At 73.5% G+C, this 16,076-nt stretch carries 17 protein-coding genes; 4 read left to right on the top strand and 13 right to left on the bottom strand.

The features are described 5' to 3' along the window. Positions 1 to 88 precede the first annotated feature (88 nt). From AB3388_RS10670 to AB3388_RS10660, 3 genes are read right to left on the bottom strand one after another with little or no spacing between them, the layout of a single operon-like run. Positions 89 to 1,213 carry a 5-methyltetrahydropteroyltriglutamate--homocysteine S-methyltransferase gene (locus AB3388_RS10670; RefSeq protein WP_495410744.1) on the bottom strand — a complete coding sequence of 375 codons (1,125 nt, stop codon included), beginning with the start codon at positions 1,211 to 1,213 and terminating at the stop codon, positions 89 to 91. 50 nt (positions 1,214 to 1,263) lie between these two features. Then, positions 1,264 to 2,208, bottom strand: a complete 945-nt coding sequence (locus tag AB3388_RS10665; protein ID WP_495410743.1) for an RNA polymerase subunit sigma-70 — start codon at positions 2,206 to 2,208, stop codon at positions 1,264 to 1,266. Next, complete coding sequence (locus AB3388_RS10660; RefSeq protein WP_495410742.1) at positions 2,205 to 2,606, bottom strand: VOC family protein; 402 nt, start codon at positions 2,604 to 2,606, stop codon at positions 2,205 to 2,207. The genes AB3388_RS10665 and AB3388_RS10660 overlap by 4 nt, the downstream gene beginning before the upstream one ends. A gap of 277 nt (positions 2,607 to 2,883) precedes the next feature. Here AB3388_RS10660 and AB3388_RS10655 point away from each other — a divergent pair, with 277 nt between their 5' ends. Continuing rightward, positions 2,884 to 3,555 carry a PKD domain-containing protein gene (locus AB3388_RS10655; RefSeq protein ID WP_495410741.1) on the top strand — a complete coding sequence of 224 codons (672 nt, stop codon included), beginning with the start codon at positions 2,884 to 2,886 and terminating at the stop codon, positions 3,553 to 3,555. 241 nt (positions 3,556 to 3,796) lie between these two features. Here the strand turns inward: AB3388_RS10655 and AB3388_RS10650 are convergent, their stop codons facing one another. Together AB3388_RS10650 and AB3388_RS10645 are read right to left on the bottom strand one after the other, a co-directional pair. After that, the gene (locus tag AB3388_RS10650; protein WP_495410740.1) at positions 3,797 to 4,423 is read right to left on the bottom strand and encodes a class II aldolase/adducin family protein; all 627 of its coding nucleotides are present in this window, start codon (positions 4,421 to 4,423) and stop codon (positions 3,797 to 3,799) included. Then, complete coding sequence (locus AB3388_RS10645) at positions 4,420 to 5,400, bottom strand: S-methyl-5-thioribose-1-phosphate isomerase (RefSeq protein WP_495410739.1); 981 nt, start codon at positions 5,398 to 5,400, stop codon at positions 4,420 to 4,422. Before AB3388_RS10645 ends, AB3388_RS10650 begins: the two co-directional genes overlap by 4 nt. Before the next feature lie 165 nt (positions 5,401 to 5,565). Here AB3388_RS10645 and AB3388_RS10640 point away from each other — a divergent pair, with 165 nt between their 5' ends. Next, positions 5,566 to 5,898: a GYD domain-containing protein gene (locus AB3388_RS10640; RefSeq protein ID WP_495410738.1), complete on the top strand. Its 333-nt coding sequence runs from the start codon at positions 5,566 to 5,568 to the stop codon at positions 5,896 to 5,898. A gap of 10 nt (positions 5,899 to 5,908) precedes the next feature. Here the strand turns inward: AB3388_RS10640 and pucD are convergent, their stop codons facing one another. The 5 genes from pucD to AB3388_RS10615 form a co-directional block, all read right to left on the bottom strand. Then, positions 5,909 to 8,194 (bottom strand): xanthine dehydrogenase subunit D, encoded by a 2,286-nt coding sequence (gene pucD / locus AB3388_RS10635; protein ID WP_495410737.1) that lies wholly within the window; start codon positions 8,192 to 8,194, stop codon positions 5,909 to 5,911. After that, positions 8,191 to 8,658, bottom strand: a complete 468-nt coding sequence (locus AB3388_RS10630) for a (2Fe-2S)-binding protein (protein ID WP_495410736.1) — start codon at positions 8,656 to 8,658, stop codon at positions 8,191 to 8,193. Before AB3388_RS10630 ends, pucD begins: the two co-directional genes overlap by 4 nt. Before the next feature lie 4 nt (positions 8,659 to 8,662). After that, positions 8,663 to 9,535 (bottom strand): FAD binding domain-containing protein, encoded by an 873-nt coding sequence (locus AB3388_RS10625; RefSeq protein WP_495410735.1) that lies wholly within the window; start codon positions 9,533 to 9,535, stop codon positions 8,663 to 8,665. A 295-nt stretch (positions 9,536 to 9,830) separates the two neighbouring features. Further along, positions 9,831 to 11,270: an MFS transporter gene (locus AB3388_RS10620; RefSeq protein ID WP_495410734.1), complete on the bottom strand. Its 1,440-nt coding sequence runs from the start codon at positions 11,268 to 11,270 to the stop codon at positions 9,831 to 9,833. Between the two features lie 134 nt (positions 11,271 to 11,404). After that, positions 11,405 to 12,277, bottom strand: a complete 873-nt coding sequence (locus AB3388_RS10615) for an SDR family oxidoreductase (protein ID WP_495410733.1) — start codon at positions 12,275 to 12,277, stop codon at positions 11,405 to 11,407. 101 nt (positions 12,278 to 12,378) lie between these two features. Between AB3388_RS10615 and AB3388_RS10610 the strand changes: the two genes are divergently transcribed. Next, the gene (locus AB3388_RS10610) at positions 12,379 to 12,975 is read left to right on the top strand and encodes a hypothetical protein (protein WP_495410732.1); all 597 of its coding nucleotides are present in this window, start codon (positions 12,379 to 12,381) and stop codon (positions 12,973 to 12,975) included. A 72-nt stretch (positions 12,976 to 13,047) separates the two neighbouring features. Next, entirely contained in the window at positions 13,048 to 14,061 is a 1,014-nt protein-coding gene (locus AB3388_RS10605) for an iron-containing redox enzyme family protein (protein ID WP_495410731.1), read from the top strand. 87 nt (positions 14,062 to 14,148) lie between these two features. Here the strand turns inward: AB3388_RS10605 and AB3388_RS10600 are convergent, their stop codons facing one another. The 3 genes from AB3388_RS10600 to AB3388_RS10590 all read right to left on the bottom strand — a co-directional run bounded on the left by AB3388_RS10600 (position 14,149) and on the right by AB3388_RS10590 (position 16,073). After that, entirely contained in the window at positions 14,149 to 14,418 is a 270-nt protein-coding gene (locus tag AB3388_RS10600) for a CDGSH iron-sulfur domain-containing protein (protein WP_495410730.1), read from the bottom strand. A 41-nt stretch (positions 14,419 to 14,459) separates the two neighbouring features. Further along, positions 14,460 to 15,320: an MIP/aquaporin family protein gene (locus AB3388_RS10595; RefSeq protein ID WP_495410729.1), complete on the bottom strand. Its 861-nt coding sequence runs from the start codon at positions 15,318 to 15,320 to the stop codon at positions 14,460 to 14,462. A gap of 123 nt (positions 15,321 to 15,443) precedes the next feature. Beyond that, positions 15,444 to 16,073 (bottom strand): FMN-binding negative transcriptional regulator, encoded by a 630-nt coding sequence (locus AB3388_RS10590; RefSeq protein WP_495410728.1) that lies wholly within the window; start codon positions 16,071 to 16,073, stop codon positions 15,444 to 15,446. Positions 16,074 to 16,076 lie beyond the last annotated feature (3 nt).

Raw genomic sequence — 16,076 nt, 5'->3', positions numbered from 1 at the left:
CACCGGTCGGAACGGTTTCGGTTCTCGGATTTCCGAGACCGGTCAGGCGCTCGCCGTCGCGGCGGGGTCCATCACCGTGAACGGGCCGTCAGCCCCAGACCTCCTCGGCGGTCTCGACGATGAGCGCCAGCTTGGCGATCTGCTCGTCGCGGGTCAGGTTGTTGCCCTCGACGGTCGAGGAGAAGCCGCACTGCGGGGACAGGCAGAGCTGCTCGAGTGGGACGACCTTCGCCGCCTCGTCGATGCGCCGCTTGAGCTCGTCCTTGCTCTCCAGCTGCGGTCGCTTCGTCGTCACCAGGCCCAGGACGACGCGCTTGCCCGGCGGCACGAACCGCAGCGGCTCGAACCCGCCGGAGCGGGCGTCGTCGTACTCGAGGAAGAAGCCGTCGACCTCCAGTCCGCCGAAGAGGGCCTCGGCGACGAAGTCGTAGCCGCCCTCGGCCACCCACGAGGAGCGGAAGTTGCCGCGGCACATGTGCGTGGTGACGGTCAGCCCCTCGGGCCGGCCGGCCAGCGCGGCGTTGATCTGCCGGATGTAGCGCTCGTGCTGGTGCTCGGCGTCGCGGCCCTGCTCGGCGAGCTCGGCCCGCTGCGCCGGGTCGTTGAGGTAGGCCAGGCTGGTGTCGTCGAGCTGCAGGTAGGTGCAGCCCTGCGCGGCGATGCCGCGCACCTGGGATGCGTAGGCGGCCGACAGCGCGTCCCAGAACTGGTCCTCGTCGGCGTACACGGCCGGATCGATCGCCGCGGGGCCGCCGCGGTAGTGCACCATCGACGGCGACGGGATCGTCAGCTTCGCCGTCTGCCCCTCGCCGACCTGGCGCTGCAGGTAGGCGAAGTGGTCGCCGAAGATCGGCTGGTCGATCGAGAGCGGGCCGTCGACGTGCAGCCCGGCCGGCGTCCAGTCGATCGTGCCGTCGGCGTTGCGGAAGTGCACCGGCCGGCCCTGGCCCTCGACCTTGGTGATCCCGGTGATCGAGTAGATGAAGTCCATGTGCCAGGTCGCGCGGCGGAACTCACCGTCGGTCGCCGTCCGCAGGCCGGCGTCGCGCTGCAGGCGGACGACGTCGGCGATCGCCTCGTCCTCGATGCCGCGCAGCTCGTCCTCGTCGATCTCGCCGGCCGCGTGCCGGGCACGGGCGTCGAGCAGCTTCTCGGGCCGGAGCAGGCTGCCGACGTGGTCGGCGCGGAACGGAGGACCGGAGGCGTCAGTCATGCCCCGCAGCATGGTCGAGTCCTCCGGCCCGCGCAGCCCCCTCGGCCGTCTCAGCCGTCGAGCGTCTCGGGGAGCGCCATGGCCTCGAACAGGGCGGGGCCGAAGGTGGTGATCTCGGCGATCGCGCCGTCCTCGATGCGCAGCACGTCGAGCTTGAAGGCGCGGAAGACCGTGTCGCCGGGCCGGCGCAGGTAGCTCGCCGCGGCCGGCATCCGGTTGGTGCTCGTGGGCAGCAGCCGCCAGTCGCCGTCCCGGTCGGGCCCGAAGGCGCGCTCCAGGAGCGGCACGAACCCGTCCCGCCCGTCGAAGCGCCACGGGTAGGGCGGCATGGTCACGCGGATGTCCTCGGCGGCGATCGCCAGCGCGGCGGCGGCGTCGTAGCGCTCGTGCGCGTCGATGAACCGGTCGAGCAGGTCCCGCTCGGCCGGGCTCGCTTCCCGCGCCGACCAGTCGGCGCGGTGTGAGGGAAGGTGCTCGGCCATGGTCGCCCGCGCCCGCTGCAGCGCGCTGTTCGCCGCGGCGACGCTGGTCTCGAGCAGCGCGGCCGTCTCCGCGGCCGGCATCCCGAGCACCTCCCGCGCGAGCAGCGCCGCCCGCTGCCGCGGCGGCAGCACCTGCAGCGCGGCGAGGAAGGCCAGCTCGATGGTCTCCCGGGCCACGGCGAGCTCGTCCGGCGAGGCGTCGTCCGCCGGGATCTCGTCGAGCAGCCGGTCGGGGTAGGGCGTCAGCCAGGCGACCTCGGTGGCCTGCTCCGGCGCGCGCCGCGCCCGGGCGCGGATCAGGTCGGTGCAGACGTTGGTCGCGATCCGGTAGAGCCACGCGCGCGGGTGCTGCCCGTCGAAGCGGTCCCACGCCCGCCAGGCGCGCAGGTAGGTCTCCTGGACGGCGTCCTCGGCGTCGTCGAAGGAGGCCAGCATCCGGTAGCAGTGCACGTGCAGCTCGCGCCGGTGCGGCGACGTCGCCCCGTCGAAGTCGCGCGCCGGCGCTGCGGTCACCGCTTCCCCTGCTGCACCGACCAGGTGTTGCCGTCCGGGTCGTCGAAGAAGAGGAACGTGCCGAAGTCCTGGTCCTGCGGGTCGATGCCCGGAGTCTGCACGCCGTCGACGAAGTGCACCGGTCCGCTGTGCTGCACCCCCCGTTCGGTCAGGTGGTCGACGGCCGCTCGGATGTCCGCGACGACGAACTGGCAGCCCTTGAGGGCGGCGCCGGTGGGCAGGCCCTTGCCGAAGACGATCGAGCACGCCGAGCCCGGCGGGGTCACCTGGACGACCCGGAAGTCGTCGTTCGGGGAGAAGTCGACGTCGACCGGGAACCCCAGCGTCTCGCCGTAGAACGCCTTGGCGCGGTCCACGTCGCTGACCGGGACGGCGACGACTTCGAGCTTCCAGTCCATGGTCTGCCTCTTCTCCGCAGGGGGTGTGCCTGCTCTGTCTACTGGAACGACGACGGCCACCGGAACTCATCGCTCGCCCGGGGAGTCGGGACGACCACCCCCCCGCCCCGCCGGCGCCCGGCTACGGGTCATTTCGGTGCACTTCTGTCCTAGGACCAAGGTCCAGTTCCCGTCCCGACCCGACTCTGTGGAGAGTGCTTGCTGCGGTACCCCGAGTCGCAGCCTTTGGCCGACCGGAGCAGTGACCGGACGCTCATGTTCTGCGCATTCTGGAAGGATGTTGCAACTGATGAGAATCATGCGTGCGGCGGCCGTGCCGGCAATCTTTCTCTCCCTCTGCGCGGGCCAGGTCGTCCTCGCCGGTGGTGCCTCCGCCGTCGCGGTCGCCAAGGCGGAACTGAAAAGCGGTCAGCTGAGAGTCGAAGGAACCTCGGCCCGGGGCATCTTCACCATGGCCAGTTCCACGACGAGTTCTGCCGGCGCCCGTTCCGGCGCCGACGGCAGATTCGTCATCCAGGCATCCGATTTCACCGCTCCTGACTGCAAGGTCACCATCTCTGACGGCGGACGGACGCCGACCGCGACCGTCACCCTGCCCGGCTGCACTCCCTCCATCACGCCGGTGACGGCACCGGCCGACCCCACCGGTACCTGCGTCATCTCCCCTGCTGCCCCCGCAACGCTGGCGCTGAACCGGTCCACGAGCTACTTCTTCACCACCTCGGACTGCAACACCACGTTCGACACGGGGGCCACGCCGACGCCGGTGCAGTGGAAAGTCGTGGCGGGAACCATCCCCACTGGAATGACCGGCCCCAATTCGCAGGGCACGGACGCCGGCAACATCATCGGCACCCCCACGGTGGCCGGTACGTACACGTTCACGCTGCAGGTGACCGACTCGGCCGGTCAGAGCGACCAAGAAAACGTCACCCTGACGGTGGCCTGATCCCTCACCGGGAACGGCGGAGGTTCCCGGTGATCGCCGGTGGCATTTTCTTCCACGGGGTGACTCGGCCGCCAGTGGCGGCCGGGTCACAATGCAGGTGCGAGTCGAACCCGTTCTGTGGCCTGGGACGCATATCGCACGCCGCGCGCGAGGCCTGAATCGCCAAAAAGCGGGAAAGTATTCCTCGAGTGTTCGATGGCATTGCGCTCAACGACCGGTGACCGAATAACGGGGCTGCCGGTCAGGCGTGCAGCGGAACGCCCGCCGGGAAGGTGGTGGTCGTGTCGCCGAGGAGGAGGGCGCGGTACGTGGCGACCGCCGCCTCCTCGAGGTTGAGCGCCCGCCGGAAGGCCATGCCGACATCGGGCCCGAGCGCCGAGCAGCCGTGGTGGGACAGCACGATGCAGTCGTGCTCGCGGGCCTGCTCGGCGGCGGCGTCGGCCAGCTCGTCGGAGCCGTTCGGGAAGTACGGCACCGTGCCGATCGAGCGCACGTAGGTGGCGTGGTCGAGCGTCATCAGCCGGATCGGGTGGCCCAGGGCGTCGACCAGGACGGCGTGCTGCGGATGCAGGTGCACGACCGCGTTGACGTCCGGCCGCGTCCGGTAGGTGCGCTGGTGCAGCTTCCACTCCGTGGACGGCCGGTCCGCGCCGCCGACCACGTCACCGTCCAGGGTCAGCGTGCTGAAGTCGGCGAGCGTGAGCCGGTCGAGCCAGGTGCCGGCGCCGGTCACGACGAACTCGGCGGCGCCGGGCAGCCGCGCCGACAGGTTGCCGCCGCTGGCCAGTACCAGGCCGCGCTCGACGGACAGTCGGCCGACCTCCATCAGCTGCTCGACCGCCTCGTCACGGCTGCCGGCCGGCGTCACGAGTAGTAGGACGCGACGTCGGCCGGCGCGAACCGGCCGCGGTCGGTCACGACGACGCTCACGAACCGCGGCGGGGTGACGTCGAAGGCCGGGTAGACGCCGGTGACCCGGGTCGACGCCGTCCGCCGGCCCAGGCAGTGCAGCACCTCGTCGCCGTCCCGGTCCTCGAGCTCGACGTCGGCGGCCGTCGCCGCGTGCCGGTCCGGGGCCTGCACGAGCGCGACGAACGGCACCCCGAAGGCCTGCGCCGACACCGCGATCTGCAGCGTGCCGATCTTGTTGACCACGGACCCGTCCATCGTCACCCGGTCCGCGCCGGTGACGAACGTGGTGATCTCGCCGCGGCTCATCAGGTGCGCGGCCATGCCGTCGGTGATCAGCCGGGTGGGCACGCCCATCTCGGCCAGGCTCTCCGCGGTCAGCCGGGCGCCCTGCAGGTAGGGGCGGGTCTCGGTGCAGACCGCGGAGATCCGCCTGCCCGCGCGCAGCACCGCGGCGACCGTCTCGGTCAGGTAGGCGTCGGCCCAGCAGTGGGTGAGCACGGTGGCGCCGTCCGGGATCAGCGGCGCGGCGTGCTCGCCCAGCGCCCGGTAGCCGGCGCGGTACCGCTGTGCCAGGTCCTCGGCGGCGCTTTCGACGTCCCCGCCCGCCTCCGCGACCGCGAGCAGCTCGGCGACGACGTCCCGGATGCCGTTGTTGGTCGGCCGGGTCGCGACCAGACGCTGTGCGGCCTGGCGCACGACGTCGAGCCCACCACTGCGCGCCGCCAGCACCATGCCGCCGGCGGCGGCGAAGGGCGGGCCGAGGCTCTGCGTGACCATGTCCTCGATCGCCTTGGCGACGTCCTCGTACGAGCGGCAGACCACCCAGCTGCGCTCGAACGGGAAGACCCGGCGGTCGAGGATCCGGACGGCGTCCGGCTCGACCACCACGACCTCCCCGACCAGCGTCGGCACGGGCGCTTCGACCTCGCTCACGGCGGCACCCTACGGCCGCTGTGCAGAACAGCGGACGGTGCCGAGCACGTCGCGCCGCGTCCCGGCACGCACCGTCTGCGCGGCCGTCGCGTTACCGGAACCGGATGCACCATCCGACCGCTGTTCCAATCGGCGACCCCAGCGACGCGCAACGAGGTGGTCGGAATGCCGAGGTTCGTCATCTTCTTCGCCTACACCCCCGAGACGTGGGGCCGCATGGTCGAGCAGCCCGGAGACCGCACCGCAGCCGTGCGCGCCTCGGCGGAGGCCGTCGGCGCCCGCCTGGAGGCCCTGTACTGGATGCTCGGCGAGGCGGACGGGATGGTGATCCTCGAGGCGCCGGACGCACAGACCGCCGCCGCGGTGACGCTCACCTCGGCGAGCACGGGCACCGTCCGCAGCCTGGGCACCCACCAGCTGTTCGACCAGGACGAGCTGCAGACCGTCCTGGGCAAGGTGAAGAGCGGCCGCGCCGTCTTCCGCGCTCCGGGCGCCTGACCGCCGTCGGTCACGTGCCGGTGATGTGCTCGGGGCGGATCGGCACCCGGCGCAGCTCGGCGCCCGTCGCCGCGCGCACGGCCGCCGCCACCGCCGGGCCGGAGGAGATCGTCGGCGGCTCCCCCACCCCGCGCACCCCGTAGGGCGCGTGCGGGTCGGGGTTCTCGAGCAGCTCGACCCGCATCGGCGGCATGTCGAGGATCGTCGGGATAAGGTAGTCGGTGAACGACGGGTTGCGCACGTGCCCGTCGGTGACGACGACCTCCTCCATCAGTGCCAGCCCCATGCCCTGCGCGCTGCCGCCCTGGATCTGCCCGATCACGGCGTCCGGGTTGATCGCCCTGCCGACGTCCTGCGCGGTGTCCAGCGCGACCACCTTGACCAGCCCGAGCTCGGTGTCGACGTCGACCACGGCGCGGTGCGCGGAGAACGCGAACTGCACGTGCGCGTCACCCTGGCCGGTCTCCGGGTCGACCGCGTGGGTCGGCCGGTGCCGCCACTCGACGGTCTCCTCGACCGCGTCGGTCCCGAGGACGTCGCCCAGGCTCGCCAGCACCTCGCCGGAGAGCCCGACGATCTTCTCGCCGTCCAGGGACAGCGAACCGACCGGCCGGTCCAGTGCGATCGCCGCCCGCTGCAGCACCTGCGTGCGCACCGCCTCGCAGGCGGCCTTCACCGCGCCGCCGGTGACGTAGGTCTGCCGGGACGCCGACGTCGACCCCGCGGACCCCACCTGCGTGTCCGCCGGGACGACGACCACCCGCTCCACGCCCAGCTCGGTGCGGGCGATCTGCTGCTGGACGGTGACCAGCCCCTGCCCCACCTCCGCCGCGGCGGTGTGCACCGTGGCGACCGGCTCGCCGCCGGTCAGCTCCAGCCGCACCCGCGCGGTCGAGTAGTCGTCGAACCCCTCGGAGAACCCGATGTTCTTGTAGGTCACCGCGTAGCCGATCCCGCGCCGCACGCCCTCGCCGTGCGTGGTGTTGCCGACGGCGCCGGGCAGGGTCAGCAGGTCCCGCTCGCCGTCCGGTTCAGGCGGCAGCGGCAGGTCGCGGACGCGACGCAGCAGCTCCGCGACCGGCGCGGCGGAGTCGACGACCTGACCGGTGATGTTGCGGTCGCCCTCCCGCATGCCGTTGCGCAGGCGGATCTCGACCGGGTCGAGGCCGAGCACGGACGCCAGCTCGTCCATCAGCGCCTCGTGCGCGAACGCCGCCTGCACGCAGCCGAACCCGCGCATCGCGCCGCACGGCGGGTTGTTCGTGTAGACCCCGCGGACGTCGACGGCCACGTTCGGGATCCGGTACGGCCCGAGCCCCAGCGTGCCGGCGTTGCCGACGACGGCGGTGGTCGACGACGCGTACGCCCCGCCGTCGAGCAGGGTGTCGGCCCGGGCGTAGACCAGCGTGCCGTCCCGGTCGGCGCCGAACTCGTAGTGCAGCCAGGCGGGGTGGCGGTGCACGTGGCCGTAGAAGGACTCCTCCCGGCCGTAGACCATCTTCACCGGCCGGCGCGTGTGCAGCGCCAGCAGGCAGGCGTGGATGTGCACCGACAGGTCCTCCCGCCCGCCGAACGCCCCGCCCACGCCGGCGAGGGTCAGCCGCACCTTCTCGGGCGGCATGCCCAGCGCCAGGCACATCTGCCGCTGGTCGACGTGCAGCCACTGGGTCGCCACGTACAGGTCGACGCCGCCGTCCTCGGCCGGCACCGCGAGCCCGGACTCCGGCCCGAGGAAGGCCTGGTCCTGCATGCCGACCTCGAAGTCGAGCGAGACGACCACCGGCGCGGTGGCGGCCGGGTCGCCGCGGCGCAGCGTCAGGTGCCGCACCAGGTTGCCGGCCGGGCTGACCAGCGGCGCGTCGTCGTCCAGGGCCCGGCGGGGGTCGGTGACCGCGGGCAGCGGCTCGTAGTCGACCCGGATCCGGCGGGCCGCCCGGCGCGCGGTCTCCGGGTGGTCGGCGGCGACCAGCGCCACCGGCTCGCCCTCGTAGCGCACCACGTCGGCGGCGAGCACCGGTGCGTCGGCGTGCTCCAGCCCGTAGGCGTTCTCCCCCGGGACGTCGTCCGCGGTGAGGACGGCGGACACCCCCGGCACCGCGAGCGCCCCGGCGAGGTCGATGCCGCGGATCCGCGCGTGCGGATGCGGGCTGCGCAGCGTGACGCCCCAGACCATGTCGTCGTGCCACAGGTCGCTGGCGTAGGCGAACTCGCCGGTGACCTTGAGCGTGCCGTCCGGCCGCAGCGGGCTGTCCCCGATCCGGCCGGTCGTCGTCCGGGTGGGAACGGTCTGCGTCATGTCCGCACCGCCGTCGCGGCCAGCCGCACCGCGTCGAGGATCTTCTCGTAGCCGGTGCAGCGGCAGAGGTTGCCGGCCAGGGCCTCGCGGATCTCCAGGTCCGACGGCTGCGGCACCCGGGCCAGCAGGTCGTGCGCGGCGACGACCAGCCCGGGCGTGCAGAACCCGCACTGGACGGCGCCGGCCTCGACGAACGCCGCCTGCACCGGGTGCAGGCGCTCGCCCGAGGCCAGCCCCTCGACGGTGACGACGTCCCGGCCGATCGCCTGGCCGGCGGCGACCAGGCACGAGCACACCGGCTCGCCGTCCAGGTAGACGGTGCACGAGCCGCACTCGCCCTGCTCGCAGGCGTTCTTCGACCCGGGCAGGCCGAGCCGCTCGCGCAGCAGGAACAGCAGGCTCTCGCCGGGCCAGACGTCGTCGACCGCCTGCTCGGTGCCGTTCACGGTGGTGGTGACGCGCATGCCGCTATGCCGCCTTCCGCAGGTCGTCCCAGGCCCAGGTGACCGCGCGCCGGGCCATCACCGACAGCGCGTGCCGCCGGTAGGCCGCGCTGCCGCGGACGTCGTCGACGGGGTCGGCCGCCGCCGCGACCCGCTCGCCGAAGGCGCCGGCCAGCGACTCGGGCAGGGCGGCGCGGGAGTCCCACAGGCCCGCGGCGTCGAGCTCGCCGGCGAGGAACTCCTCGGCCGGCACCGCCCGCCGCGGCGTGGGCGCGGCCGAGCCGATGCCGGTGCCCACCGCCCGCCGGTCGGGGTGCAGCGCGACGGCGAACGCGGTCACCGCGATGACCATCGCGTTGCGGGTGCCGATCTTGCAGAACTGCTGCGGGCCGGCCGCCGGCTGCACCAGCACCGCGGCGATCAGCTCGTCGGGCTCGAGGGCGTTGCGCTTCACGCCGGTGTAGAACTCGGCGGCCGGGACCAGGCGGCTCCCCCGCTCGGCCGAGGCCACCTCCACCACCGCGTCGGCGGCCAGCAGGGGCGGGTGCGCGTCGCCGGCCGGGGAGGCCGCGCCCAGATTGCCGCCGACCGTGCCGCGGATGCGGATCTGCGGCGAGCCGACCGTCCGCGCCGCCATCGCCAGCCCGGGCAGCTGCCCGCCGAGCTCCCCGATCACCCGCGCGTACGTGACCCCGGCGCCGAGCCGGATGACGCCGTCGTCGCGAGACCACTCCCGCAGCTCCGGCACCCGCCCGAGGTCGAGCAGGGCCCCCGGCCGGCGCCGGTCGAAGTTCAGCTCGACCATGACGTCGGTGCCACCGGCGATCGGCAGCGCGTCCGGCCGCTCGGCCCGCAGGGCCAGGGCCTGTTCCCACGACGTCGGTTGCAGGAAGTCCATCGCGCTCCTCGCCGTCCGAAACGGTTCCCGAAAGGGAACCCCTCCGTCGGGGAGCTGGCAAGGCACCTCCGCCCGCCGACCGCCGATCAGGCGACGGCACGGCTCAGGCGAGCAGCCGTCCGGCCCAGAGCACGAGCACGAGCACGATCAGCGCGAGCACCCACGCGGTGACGCGCTCGTCGCCCCACTTGTCCCTCATCGCCCACCAGCGTTGCGCGCGGCCGGCGCCGTCACCACCCCCGGACGCGCCGCGGCCCCCGGCGCCATCGACGCCGGGGGCCACGGGCAAGGTGGGTCAGGTCGTCAGCCGCGGCTGCGCAGCGCCTTCCGCGCGGGTGCTGCCCCGGCGGGCCGAGAGCGGCAGGGCGATGTCCTCCAGGGACTTCCCCTCCGCGTTGACGCCGAGGAATGCGGCGATGACACCGCCGAGGATCATCACCGCGGCCCCGAGCAGGTAGCCGAGGAACAGCGGCGTGGTGCGCGTGCCGTCGCCGATCAGCGCGCCGTAGACCAGCGGGCCGATGGCCCCGAAGATCTGCGCGATGGCGAAGAAGACGGCGATCGCCTTCGCCCGGACCTCGAGCGGGAATATCTCGCTCACGGTGAGGTAGGCCGAGCTCGCGCCGGCGGAGGCGAAGAAGAAGATCACCGTCCAGCACGCCGTCTGCGTGATGGCGTTCAGCATCCCGGCCTGGAACATCACCGCGGTGATGGCGAGCAGCACCCCGGAGAGGATGTAGGTACCGGCGATCATCTTCTTCCGGCCCCAGGTGTCGAACAGGTGGCCGATGGTGAGCGGTCCGATCAGGTTGCCGGCGGCGAAGGCGATGAAGAACAGCGGGATCACGTTGTCCGCGACCCCGAAGAAGTTCTTCAGCACGAGCGCGTAGGTGAAGAAGATCGCGTTGTACAGGAACGACTGCGTGATCATGAGCGTCGCGCCCAGGACCGACCGTCCGGGCAGCTCCTTGAACAGGACCCGCAGCAGCGCGAGGTAGCCGATCTGGTCGGTCGGCCGGATCTCGATGGCCTTGCTCTCGTCGACCTTCGGCAGGGTCTTGCCGGTCTGCTCGACCTCGTGCTCGATGTAGCTGATCGACTCCTCGGCCGCGTCGGCGTGCCCGTGCATGACCTGCCACCGGGGGCTCTCCGGCAGGTGCCGGCGGACGAAGATGATCACCAGGCCCAGCACCGGGCCGAGCAGGAAGGCGATCCGCCAGCCGGTGCTCGGGCTCATCACGTTCAGGAAGATGAACGTGCCCAGGGTGCCGAGGATGGCGCCGCCCCAGTAGGTGCCGTTGACGGCGATGTCGACCCGGCCGCGGTAACGGGCCGGGATCAGCTCGTCGATGGCGGAGTTGATGGCGGCGTACTCACCGCCGATGCCCATGCCGGCGATGAAGCGGGTGAGGTAGAGGAAGACGATCCAGCCGGCGGAGTGGCCGAGGGTGAACGCGGTGAGCCCGCTGCCGACCAGGTAGATGGCGAGCGTGAGCATGAACAGCTTGCGCCGACCGAGCCGGTCGGACATGTTGCCGAACAGCAGAGCGCCGAACACCTCGCCGGCCAGGTAGACGGTGGCGATCGCACCGGCGGCCGCGGACGACAGGTGCAGCGTGTCCTCTTGCGTGAGCACCGACGTCACCGAGCTGGCGACGGTGATCTCCAGGCCGTCGAGGATCCAGGCGACGCCGAGGGCGATCACCATGCGGGTGTGGAAGGGGGACCACGGCAACCGGTCGATCCGTGCAGGGATGAGACTGCGGATCACTCCGGGTGCCGACGCCTCACGGGTCGTCGCCATTGAACGCCTCCGGGCTGGGCTGGATGGTTGTGCACCGCGCCCTTCTTTCCCGTTCATGAAGTGGATCAATCGCGTTCACCCGCTCCGGCGTGACGCACGCCACGCGCGGCCAGCATCCGGTGCGTCGTGGCCCGGATCCGCTCGGTCTGCCGGGAGAGGACGGCGTCCAGCAGCCGGTTCACCGGCGGCACCTCGCCGAGGCGGGCCAGCCCGAACCACCGGGGGACGGCGACGGTGCGCGACCCGGGCGCGGTGAGGCAGCGCGCCACCGCCTCGGCCACCCGTGCGGGGTCGATCCCCGGCGCGAGCCGGCCGCGGGCGTCGCCGTCCGAGACCGGTGGGAAGCCGCGCCCGCGGACCAGCCACTCGGTGGCGACGAACCCGGGGTTGACCGTGTGCACCCGCACGCCGCGGCGGGTGACCTCGCGGCGCAGCCCCGTCACGAACCCCTGCACGCCGGCCTTGGTGGCCGAGTAGACGGTGAGCGGCGGGACCTGCGACCACGCGGCGGCCGAGCCGATCGTGAGGACGTCGCCCCGGCCCCGGTCCCGCGCCGCGGCGAACAGGTGCGGCAGCGCAAGCCGGGTCAGCTCGAGGACGCCGGTGAGGTTGAGCGTGACCGTGCCCTCGACCGCCTCGCCCGGCATGTCCTCGAACAGGCCGGCCCAGCCGAGACCGGCGTTGAGCACGACCGCGTCGAGCCGGCCGTGCTCGGCGAGCACCCGCTCGACCAGCATCACCCGGTCGGCAGCGGCGGCCGCGTCGGCCACCACGCCGGTCGCCCCGGGGACGCCGGCCAGCGCCTCGGCCAGCCGGTCTCCGTGCCGGGCGCAGGTGACGACGCGGCCACCGTCGGCGGCCAGCCGGTGGACGGTGGCGCGGCCGATGCCAGCGCTGCCGCCGGTGACCAGGACGACGCGGTCGCGCAGCGAGCTCATGCCGCGTGCCTACCCGGCGGCGCCGAAACCTGCGCTCCGGCACCGTCCCGGGGAGTCCTTCGGCCTCGTCGTCCGGACGGTGGCGCGAGCAGGCTCGGATCATGGAGCTGACGCCCGCCGCCGCGACCCCCCGGACCGGGGACCTCGTTCCCGCGGAGCACCCGCCGCTGCCGCTCCCCGCCGCCGTCCGCGCGCTGGCCCGCTGCGCGCTCGTCAGCACCCTGCTCATGGCGCGCCGGCGCATCCACCACCCCCGCGCCGCGGTGGGGACCCGGCTGCGCTTCCCCGGCGGCACGACGTCCTGGGTCTACCGGGAGACCGTGGTCGACCGGCCGCCCGCCGCCGACCCGTGCGTGCTGGTCGTGGAGTTCCGGCTGCGCGGCGTGCGCGGGCGGGCGCACGTGCTGTTCCGGGCGGAGAGCTGGCTCAACGGTCCGCTCTTCGCCGGCTTCCCCGGCCTGCTCACGAAGTGGTGGGTGGCGGCCGACGAGCGGGGCGTCTACCGCGGCGTGTACGAGTACGACGGACGGGAGCAGGCAGACGCCTACGCGCGGGCGCTGTGGTGGGTGCTCGCTCTGGTCAGCGTGCGCGGCTCGATCCGGTACGTCGTCGTCCCGGGCGTCCAGCGGGCCGAGGTGCTGGTCCCCTCGACGGACGGGGCGGTCGAGCTGCGGCTGGGGGTGCCCGCCGCGGCATGAGCGCCACACCCGCGCGGGCGACATCGCACACAGGGGCGCATCGAACCCGCTGGTCGTGGGCATGCTGGCGGCATGCAGCTCCCCGAACCCAGGGGCCCGTTGAGCCTCGCCGTCCGCGCCGACCTGGCCGGCGGCACCGCCCTGCCCGCGACCACCCTCGCCCTCGCCGAGCGCGCCGCGGCCACGTCGGCCGACCCGCTGCTCGACGAGGACCTGCAGCTCACCCTGGCCGTCTGCTACGAGCTGCACTACCGCGGGTTCGACGGCGTCGCCGAGGAGTGGGAGTGGGACCCGGAGCTGCTGCGGCTGCGCGCGCTGCTCGAGCGCCGGCACGCCGAGGCGCTGCGCGCGCTCGCCGGCCCGGTCGAGGCCACCGGCGACCCGATCGACCGGCAGCTGACCGCCCTGATCGCGGCCGACGACTCGCCGTCCCTGTCGTCCTACCTGGCGCGCACCGGCACCCTCGAGCAGTGGCGGGAGTACCTCACCGTCCGGTCGGTGTACCACCTCAAGGAGGGCGATCCGCACACCTTCGCCGTGCCGCGGCTCTCCGGCCGGGCCAAGGCCGCGATGGTGGAGATCCAGGCCGACGAGTACGGCGGCGGCGCGCCCGAGCGCATGCACAGCGAGCTGTTCGCGGGGCTGATGCGCGACCTCGACCTCGACGCGGCCTACGGCGCGCTGTGGGACGACGCCCCCGCGGTCGCCTTCGCCTCGGTGAACACGATGTCGCTGTTCGGGCTGCACCGGCGCTGGCGCGGCGCCGCGCTGGGCCACCTCACGGCGGTGGAGATGACGTCGTCCGAGCCGAGCCGCCGCTACTCCGCGGGGCTGCGGCGGCTGGGCTTCGACGAGCGGACGACGGTCTTCTACGACGAGCACGTGGAGGCCGACGCCGTCCACGAGCAGATCGCCGCGGTCGACATGTGCGGCTCGCTGGTCGCCGAGTTCCCCGACCTGGCCGGCGACGTGCTCCTCGGCGCGGCCTGCGCGCTCGCCGTCGACGGGCTGGCCGCCCGGGAACTGCTGGCCGCCTGGGAGTCCGGGCGCTCCGCGCTGCGGAACGCCCGCCTCCGGGCCGCCTGAGGCGTCACCCGGACTGGACAGTGTGCGCAGAGGCCGGGTTCCACCGCCTGGAACCCGGCCTCTGCGCACTTCGTGGACTGACCGCGGTCAGGGCCGCTCGTCCCGGGCCGCGCGCAGGATCTGCGCCGCCGGCCGCGGGCGGGACGGCGCGCTCGGCGCGGAGAAGCCCGCGCGCTTGTGGGTGCCGTCGCAGAACGGCTTGATGCCGGACTTGCCGCACCGGCACAGCGCGATCGTGTCGCGGCCCGGATCGATCTCGACGCCGTCCTGGTCGACCAGCCGGAAGTCGCCGCGCACGATCAGCGGGCCGTCCCGGTACGGCGTGATGGTGGCGCGGGGATCCTCGGGCTCGGGCACGCCCCTCCCCTGCCCCGCGGCGGCGGCCGGCACACCCGGGGTCACCCGGGCGGGGGCATCCGCCGGGTCTCGCCCGCCTCGATGTCGAAGACGACCTCGACCGCCGTCTCGTCGTCCGCCGGTCGCCGCGCGTCGGGGATGGCCTCGGAGGGCACCTGGGCGCCGGTCTGGTCGACGGCCCCGGCCTCCTCGCGGAGCGCCTCCTCCGTCACCACCGGTGGGGTGAGCAGGCGGACCAGCCCCACGGCGACGACGGCCCCGACCAGCGGGGCGACGATGAACAGCCACACGTGGGCCAGCGACTCGCCGCCGGCGAACAGCGCCGGGCCCAGCGAGCGGGCCGGGTTGACCGACGTGCCGTCGAGCGGGATGGCGAACAGGTGCACCACGGCGAGCGTGAAGCCGATCGCCAGCCCGGCGAACCCCGGCGTCGCGGCGCGGCCGGTGACCAGCAGCACGACGGTGACCAGCACCATCGTGATCAGCACCTCGAGCAGGAAGGCCCCGCCCATGCTGATGGTCGCGCCCCAGTTGTTCGAGCCCAGCGCGCCGGTCGTGTCGGTGACGCCGCCGAAGCCGCTGGTCATCAGCTTGAGCAGGGCGGCGCCGGCGATGCCGCCGGCGAACTGGGCCACCCAGTAGTAGCCGGCCTCGCTCGCGGTCATGCCCCGGGAGAGCAGCACCCCGAGGGTGACGGCCGGGTTGATGTGGCAGCCGGAGATCGGGCCGATCGCATAGGCCAGGGCGAGCAGCACCAGGCCGAACGCGAGCGCGACGCCGACGACACCGGAGACGAGGCCGCTTCCGGTCACCCCCGCGACGGCCGCCCCGACGGCGAGGAAGACGAGCAGCAGGGTGCCGACGAACTCGGCGATGAGCGAGCGGACGAGCGTGGGAGACACGACCAGACCTCCACGGCGCCGCAGCCGCTCCCCCGAGCCGCCCGTCCACGGCAACGATGCGGGTCGGGACACAGGTTGGCCCCCTCCGGCGCGACACGCCAGAGGCATCCGGTACCGCGTTGTTCAGCGATCCGCGGGCCGCGCCTCCGCGACGGCGCCGGCCACGTCGGGGCGGCCGCCGGCGGTCAGCCCGGCGACGACGCCGTCGATGTCGGCGCCCGGGCGGTTCTGGGACAGCTTCCACTTCGCCTCGACGCGGCGGATCCGGACCTCGATCCCGACGATCGCCCGCAGCTGCCCGGCCACGAACCGCTCCGGCGCGTCGGCCACCGCCCACGGGGTGCCGCGGTCCGCCTCGTGGGTGTCGGTGAGCCGGCGGACGTGCGCGTCGAGCCACTCCGGGTCGTCCTGCACGACCAGCTCTCCGTGGACGTGCGCGACCACGTAGTTCCAGGTGGGGACGACGCGGCCGTGCTCGGCCTTGCTGGCGTACCAGGCCGGCGAGACGTAGGCGTCCGGCCCGCGGACGATCACCAGGACGTCGCCGACGGTCTCCCGCCACTGCGGATTGCTCCGGGCCAGGTGGCCGACGAGCGAACCGGCGTCCGGGCCGGCGTCCGGGTCGTGCAGCATCGGCAGGGTCGTGGCGGTGAGCCCGTCGGCGGTGCTGCTCACCAGGTCGACCGCGCCCGGCGCGGCCAGCAGCCGGTCGAGCGCGTCGGCGGGCGCGGCGAAGTGGGCCGGCACGTACACGGC

The sequence above is a fragment of the Geodermatophilus sp. SMS 5-13 genome (assembly GCF_059428245.1).
Note: the sequence above shows the minus strand (reverse complement) of the source record. Positions and strands in the feature narration are given on the sequence as shown.

Excerpts from the sequence above, each read along its gene's own strand:
- AB3388_RS10670 (WP_495410744.1), bottom strand. The coding sequence starts at position 1,213 with ATGACTGACGCCTCCGGTCCTCCGTTCCGCGCCGACCACGTCGGCAGC.
- AB3388_RS10615 (WP_495410733.1), bottom strand. The coding sequence starts at position 12,277 with ATGAGCTCGCTGCGCGACCGCGTCGTCCTGGTCACCGGCGGCAGCGCT.
- AB3388_RS10660 (WP_495410742.1), bottom strand. The coding sequence starts at position 2,606 with ATGGACTGGAAGCTCGAAGTCGTCGCCGTCCCGGTCAGCGACGTGGAC.
- AB3388_RS10605 (WP_495410731.1), top strand. The coding sequence starts at position 13,048 with ATGCAGCTCCCCGAACCCAGGGGCCCGTTGAGCCTCGCCGTCCGCGCC.
- AB3388_RS10640 (WP_495410738.1), top strand. The coding sequence starts at position 5,566 with ATGCCGAGGTTCGTCATCTTCTTCGCCTACACCCCCGAGACGTGGGGC.
- AB3388_RS10655 (WP_495410741.1), top strand. The coding sequence starts at position 2,884 with ATGTTGCAACTGATGAGAATCATGCGTGCGGCGGCCGTGCCGGCAATC.
- AB3388_RS10625 (WP_495410735.1), bottom strand. The coding sequence starts at position 9,535 with ATGGACTTCCTGCAACCGACGTCGTGGGAACAGGCCCTGGCCCTGCGG.
- pucD (WP_495410737.1), bottom strand. The coding sequence starts at position 8,194 with ATGACGCAGACCGTTCCCACCCGGACGACGACCGGCCGGATCGGGGAC.
- AB3388_RS10630 (WP_495410736.1), bottom strand. The coding sequence starts at position 8,658 with ATGCGCGTCACCACCACCGTGAACGGCACCGAGCAGGCGGTCGACGAC.
- AB3388_RS10610 (WP_495410732.1), top strand. The coding sequence starts at position 12,379 with ATGGAGCTGACGCCCGCCGCCGCGACCCCCCGGACCGGGGACCTCGTT.